This is a genomic window from Pseudenemella bisphenolivorans, from assembly GCF_051133435.1.
Lineage (GTDB): Bacteria > Actinomycetota > Actinomycetes > Propionibacteriales > Propionibacteriaceae > JAAYAO01.
Map to the genome: position 1 here is coordinate 90,635 of NZ_JBPGNY010000007.1, position 6,616 is coordinate 97,250.

At 66.6% G+C, this 6,616-nt stretch carries 5 protein-coding genes; 4 read left to right on the top strand and 1 reads right to left on the bottom strand.

Annotated elements, in window-relative coordinates; all coding sequences use genetic code 11:
• Positions 1-60: 60 nt before the first annotated feature.
• Positions 61-1,596 (top strand): FAD-binding protein, encoded by a 1,536-nt coding sequence (locus tag ACR4XW_RS15540; protein ID WP_434761488.1) that lies wholly within the window; start codon positions 61-63, stop codon positions 1,594-1,596.
• 46 nt (positions 1,597-1,642) lie between these two features.
• On the opposite strand, the gene dgt is transcribed toward ACR4XW_RS15540, so the two are convergent.
• Complete coding sequence (dgt, locus tag ACR4XW_RS15545; protein WP_434761489.1) at positions 1,643-3,175, bottom strand: dGTP triphosphohydrolase; 1,533 nt, start codon at positions 3,173-3,175, stop codon at positions 1,643-1,645.
• 131 nt (positions 3,176-3,306) lie between these two features.
• Between dgt and pgi the strand changes: the two genes are divergently transcribed.
• From pgi to ACR4XW_RS15560, 3 genes are all read left to right on the top strand, one after another.
• Positions 3,307-4,974, top strand: a complete 1,668-nt coding sequence (gene pgi / locus ACR4XW_RS15550; RefSeq protein ID WP_434761490.1) for a glucose-6-phosphate isomerase — start codon at positions 3,307-3,309, stop codon at positions 4,972-4,974.
• 216 nt (positions 4,975-5,190) lie between these two features.
• Complete coding sequence (locus ACR4XW_RS15555) at positions 5,191-5,448, top strand: hypothetical protein (RefSeq protein WP_434761491.1); 258 nt, start codon at positions 5,191-5,193, stop codon at positions 5,446-5,448.
• Positions 5,449-5,654: 206 nt separating this feature from the next.
• Positions 5,655-6,440, top strand: a complete 786-nt coding sequence (locus ACR4XW_RS15560; RefSeq protein WP_434761492.1) for a DUF559 domain-containing protein — start codon at positions 5,655-5,657, stop codon at positions 6,438-6,440.
• Positions 6,441-6,616 lie beyond the last annotated feature (176 nt).

The following is a 6,616-nucleotide window of genomic DNA, read 5'->3' on the forward strand; positions in this document are numbered from 1 at the left end:
GCCGTTCCTTTCAGTGGGATGGGCGCAGAGCCAATTTTTGCGCGGCGGCATGCTCAACCCATGCAGACTTGGGATGAGGAATACGACGTCGTCGTGATCGGTGCCGGAGGCGGCGCCCTGACCGGCGCTCTGGTCGCGGCCCGAGAGGGCCTGAAGGTGCTGGTCGCCGAGGCGACCGACCGGTTCGGCGGCACGACTGCTTACAGCGGCGGCGGCATGTGGTGGCCCAACAACCAAGCCCTGAAGCGGGCCGGGGTCGAGGACACCCCCGAAGCGGCGGCCGAGTACTACCACGGCATCGTCGGCGACGACTCCCCGCGCGAGTTGCAGGAGGCCTACCTGGCCGCCGGCCCGGCCCTGGTGAAGTACCTCGAGGACAACGGGCTGATGGAGTTCCTGATCTACCCGTGGCCCGACTACTTCGGCAAGCAGCCCACCGCGCACAACAAGGGCGGACGGCACATGATGCCGATGTACTTCCCGGCCGAAGAGATGGGTGAGCTGCGCGACCAGGTGCGATCGGCACTGCCCGCCGAGCGTCGCGGTGAGGACCGGCCCGACATGATGATCGGCGGCCAGGCCCTGATCGGACGGCTGGTGCTCAACCTGTCCAAGGAACCCAACGCCACGTTGCGGCGCAATGCCGAGGGCCGCGAACTGATCGCCGAGGACGGCCGGATCGTCGGTGTGATCATCAACATCGACGGCCAGGACAAGGCGATCAAGGCCAACAAGGGTGTGCTGGTCGCCGCCGGCGGCTTCGAGCAGAACCAGGAGCTCCGCGACAAGCACGGGGTGCCCGGTCATTCCCGCGACTCGATGGGTACGCCGCGCAACTTCGGGCTGGTGCAGCAGTCGGCGATGAAGCTGGGTGCCGACACCGCACTGATGGATCAGGCCTGGTGGTCGCCCGGCCTCACCCACCCGGACGGTTCGTCCACCTTCTCGCTGTGGTTCACCGGCGGCATCTTCGTCAACAACCACGGCGAGCGGTTCGTCAACGAATCGGCCGCCTACGACAAGCTCGGCCGCGAGATCATCGAGCAGGTCGATGCCGGTGAGATGAAGCTGCCGTACTGGATGATCTGGGACAACCGCTTCGGGGAACGTCCGCCGGTCAACTCCACCAGCGTGCCGATGGTCGACACCGAGGCGTACCGCGAGGCCGGGCTGTGGCACAGCGCCGACACCCTGCAGGAGCTCGCCGAGAAGATCGGCGTGCCGGCCGACAAGCTGATGGCCACGGTGGAGCGGTTCAACCAGTTCGCCGCCAACGAGAAGGACGAGGACTTCGACCGCGGCGGGGAGGCCTACGACCGCTCCTTCAGCGAGGGCAAGTCGCCACTGGTGCCGATCACCGACGGGCCCTTCCACGCCGCCCGGTTCGGAATCTCCGACCTCGGCACCAAGGGTGGATTGAAGACCGATGTGAACGCCCGGGTGCTCGACACCGAGGGCAACGTGATGCCCGGCCTGTACGCCGCCGGCAACTCGATGGCACCATCCTCGGGCAAGGTCTACCCCGGTGGTGGCACCCCGATCGGCTCGTCGATGGCCTTCAGCTACCTGGCCGCACTGGACATGGCCAAGAACTGATCCTGTGTCGAGGGGTGAGCCGCTGCCGGTTCACCCCTCGGTCAGCTCAGACCCCGCCGCCGGTCCACAGGGCTTGGGCCGAGCCGCTGAGGCGTCCGGCATAGCTGAACACCTGCGAATCGGTCAGCGACGAGACGAAGTCGAGGATCCCCCGGCCGCGAGCCATCCGGGTGAGTTCGGTCTCCGAGGTCTGCCCGGACAGCCATTCGGGATATTCCCGGGCGACCTTGCGGTACCCGTCCTGGGCGGTGGCCACCAGGTCGACCAGCCGTCGCGGGGCCCGGTCGATGTCGTGCCGGTCGGACAGCCAGGCGTCCAATGCCCGCACCACCTGACGCAGCAAAGTGGCCTGACCGCGCTGATACATCGCCAGGTCGGGACGATGCAGCACGAAGTATTGGTGGACGAACTTCAGCACCTGCACCTCGTGCCAGGCCATCGTGTCCAGGTGCACATAGGCCGATCGCACATGCGGGTCGGGCTCCAACTGCACCGATTCGATGAAGTGGTCGATCCACACCGACAGGAAGCCCGAGATCGCCCGGTCGGCCAGCATCGACCCGTCATAGGGCGTACCCAGCACCGGTTCGATGAACTCGTCGGCGATCCGCGCCACCGCGTCCATGAACGCTTCCTCGGTGAAGATCCAGTCGTCCTTCTCGGCCAGTCTGCGCCGCAGGGTTTCCAGTCCGGCTCCGGGGGTGCGGGCCCGTTGGGCCAGGGCGTCCTCGCTGAGCAGCCGCCACTCGGTGCGCTCGTGCAACCAGCGTCGGAACTCCCGGCTGGTGGCCGAATACTGCAGCACCCCGGAGCGGTGGAAGTCCTCCAGGTCGTGCAGCGAGTAGGCGATGTCGTCGGCCAGGTCCATCACCGCGCACTCGAGGGTCTGGCGTCCTGCCGGCACCATCGGGAAGGCCTCGCGCACCTCGATCAGCTCGGTCAGGTCGGGCAGGTAGGCGTTGAACTTGGTCGAACCGGCGGCCTCGCCGGGCCCTGCTCCGCGCGGCATCGTCAGCCAGGTGCTCGGATGCGGGGACGGGACGACCTGCCGTCCCCAGGGGTATTTGAGGATCGAGGCCCGCACCGCCGCAGTCAGATTCAACCCGTCGGTGCCGGGGCCGTGCACCTCCAACTCGGTGATCAGCCGGAACGACTGGGCATTGCCCTCGTACCCGTCGCTCAGCCCGAAGTGTTCTCGTCCGAGCCGGTCGAGAATGTGCTCACCCAGGTGGCCGAAGGGCGGGTGGCCGACGTCGTGGGCGACCGCCGCGGCCTGGGCCACCACATGATGCAGCCCACCCATCGAGTCCAACACTTCCGGATCCTGGGTGCGCAGCAGATGCACCGCGATCGCCCGCGCCACCGCGGTGACCTTGATCGAATGGGTCATCCGGTTGTGCACCACGCCACCGGTGGCTCCCGAGGTCACCACCTGGGTCACCTCGGCCAGCCGGGCGAAGGACGGGGCGAAGCGCAGCCGCTCCAGATCCACGCGAAACTCCGACTCGGAGCCGACCGCCAGCGGGCGCATCGTCTCCTCCTCGGAGCGGGCCCGGGCGCTGCGTTCCGGGTGACTCATCGGCTCACCTCCTGATGGCCAAGTCTTGCATTGGGCCCGTTGGGCCCCGTCCGGTGGCCTGTGCGATGGCTCGGGCTCGGGGGCGGGGACGCGGCGAACCGGGGCGAAATCCGGGCGGTTAGCATGTGGCCATGGCTGCTCCCGTTGATCCCACCACCACTGCTGCATGGGCGCGTTTGACCGAACTGAAGGCCGCGCTCGTCCCGAATCTGCGTCAATGGTTCGCCGACGACCCGAACCGGGTTGCCGACCTGACCCATACCGCGGCCGGTCTGCACGTCGACCTGTCGAAGAACCTGATCAACACCGAGATCGTCGAGGCCCTGGTCGAGCTGGCCCGTGAGGTGCGGGTGCCCGAGATGCGCGACGCGATGTACCGCGGTGACCGCATCAACGTCACCGAGAACCGCTCGGTGCTGCACACCGCCCTGCGTCGTCCGCGCGGGGACAGCCTCGAGGTCGAGGGCACCGACGTGGTCGACCAGGTGCACGCCGAACTGGACAAGATCTATGCCTTCGCCGAGCGGGTGCGGTCGGGGCAGTGGCTCGGTATCACCGGGCGGCCGATCCAGACGGTGGTCAACATCGGGATCGGTGGCTCCGACCTGGGGCCGGTGATGGTGTACGAGGCGCTGAAGCCCTACGGCCAGCTCGGGTTGGAATGCCGCTTCATCTCCAACATCGACCCGACCGATGTGTTCGAGAAGACCTTCGGGCTCGACCCGGCGACCACGCTGTTCGTGGTGGCGTCCAAGACTTTCACCACCCTGGAGACCCTGACCAACGCCCGGATGGCCCGCCAGTGGCTGCTGCGCCAGTTGCGCGACGCCGGCGTGGTGAACGACGACAACGAGGGCGAGGCGATCTCGAAGCACTTCGTCGCGGTCTCGACCGCCCTGGACAAGGTCGCCGACTTCGGTATCGACCCGGACAATGCCTTCGGATTCTGGGAATGGGTCGGCGGACGGTACTCGGTCGACTCGGCCGTCGGCACCGTGCTCGCGGTGTACCTCGGCCCGGAGCGGTTCGCCGAGTTCCTCGACGGTTTCCATCAGATGGACAAGCACTTCGCCGAAGCTGATTTGGCCGAGAACGTGCCGCTGCTGATGGGCATGCTGAACATCTGGTACGTCAACTTCTTCGGCGCCGAAACCCACGCGGTGCTGCCCTATGCGCAGTACCTGCACCGGTTCCCGGCCTACCTGCAGCAGCTCACCATGGAGTCGAACGGCAAGTCGGTGCGCTGGGACGGCAGCCCGGTGGTGACTCACACCGGTGAGGTGTTCTGGGGCGAACCGGGCACCAACGGTCAGCACGCCTTCTACCAGTTGATCCACCAGGGCACCCGGCTGGTGCCGGCCGACTTCATCGCCGTGGCCAACCCGACTCATCCGATTCGTGACGGTGAAGCCGATGTGCACGAGCTGTTCCTGGCGAACTTCTTCGCCCAGACCGCCGCGCTAGCCTTCGGCAAGACCGCCGATGAGGTGCGTGCCGACGGGGTGGCCGAGGAGATCGTCAGCGCCCGCACCTTCCCGGGTAACCGGCCGACCACCTCGATCATGGCCGCCGAGCTGGACCCGCGCACCGTGGGTGCGCTGATCGCGCTGTACGAGCACATCACCTTCGTGCAAGGCATCGTGTGGGGCATCGACTCCTTCGACCAGTGGGGGGTTGAGCTGGGCAAGAAGCTGGCTCAGCAGATCACCCCGGCCGTCGGCGGTGACACCGAGGCTCTGGAGCGACAGGATGCCTCCACCCAGTCGCTGGTGAAGTACTACCGCGAGCAGCGCCGCTGAGTCTGTTCTCAGCCCGGTTCAACAGCGCGGCGGTCCCCCCGGGGCCGCCGCGCTCGGCACTTGGGGGTGACGGTCCGAGTCAGTCGGCTCGTGCCACTGTTGCTGCAACCGGACCCTGTCCGCTGGCCCCTTGCGTGCTGCAACCGACCTGATTTCGGGGCTCCAAGCTGTATGCGTGGATGCCGGGGCGAGATCGGGCCGGTTACAGCAGATCTGGTGTTCCCAAGGCGTGCTGTCCGTGCAACTCTTTGTGGTGTCGATCACATCGAAGAGGGCTTCGCTTTCGCCAAGGAAGCCGGCTTCGGCGACCTGGCCGAGCGCGGCACGGCGATTGCCGAGGAGTTGGGTAATGACCTGGTGTACGCCGGCTTCTCCTTCGGTGTGATGACCGCCCAGCGGCTCGCCCAGACTCGGCCCCAGGCCGCCGCGCTGCTGATGGAGCGGATCAAGGAACGCCTGCTGCAAACCGCCTGATCCTGGGCCACGAAGCTGCATGCGGTGCTGGTGGCCCGAGATCGGGCCGGTTGCAGCAGCGGCTTTCCACCGGCATCGGTTGCCGGCCCCGAAGAGTTCTCCCCAGATTTTGCAGGGCAGGGAATTCCCGCTGCTCGCTGCCCACCGTTTCGGGTATGAGAGAACTCCTTCAAACGGTCCCGGCGCCGTTGCGCCCCGGGAATGTGATGAGCACGAAAGTGCTACTCGGTAATGGGCTGACTCATTCGGACCTGCGACGCTTGGTGCGGGTCGGTGAACTGACCCGGTTGCGCCGGGGTTGGTACGCCACGTCGATCGGGCATGACCCGATCGTGGCTCAGGCGGTTCGTGCTGGAGGTGTACTGGGATGCACCTCGGCGCTGGCATTTCATGGTGCCTGGCATCCGCTGGAAAAGGAGGTCCACCTCTATCGAACTCGCTGGCACAGGCAGTCGGCGCGGCTCGGAACCTGGTGTTGCGCGCTCACCCGGTGTCAGTCTCCGGTGGCGGTGGTGCCGATCGACATCGCGGTACGCCAGGCCAAATGGTGTGCGACACCCGAACAGCTGCTGGCGCAGGTCGAATCTCTGATCTGCATGGGCAAGCTCGGGTTCGAGGAGGCCGAACGGATGCTGGGTTCTCGATTGGCCGGGCTGCTCGATGCCAGCGGGTCGGGCACCGAGACCTTGGTGCGACTGCGCCTGCGGGGCCTGAACATCAAGGTGCGGCCGCAGGTTCGGATCAAGGATGTCGGCTGGGTGGATTTCGTGATCGGCGACCGGCTCGTGCTCGAGGTCGACAGCCGCGAGCACCATGCCAGCCGATCCGGATACCACAACGACCGGCGCCGCGATAAGCGTCTGGTGGAACTGGGCTACCTGGTGCTTCGCATCACCTGGGAGGACGTGATGTTCGAGTGGGACAGCGTGGTGCAGAGCATCCTGGCCCTGGTGCGAGCCCGCAAACACCTCGGCCGGCCCAAACCCTGCTGACCCGGATGCTCGCACGGGTAACTGGTCACACCCGCCCCTGCTGCAACCGGCCTGATTTCGGGGCTCCAAGCTGTATGGGCGGTGTCAAGTGGTGAGTGCAGTGAGGTACTCGTTGAGTTGTTCGGCTGGGGTGGCCCAGTTGAGGGTTTGTCGGGGTCGGATGTTGAGGAGGTGTT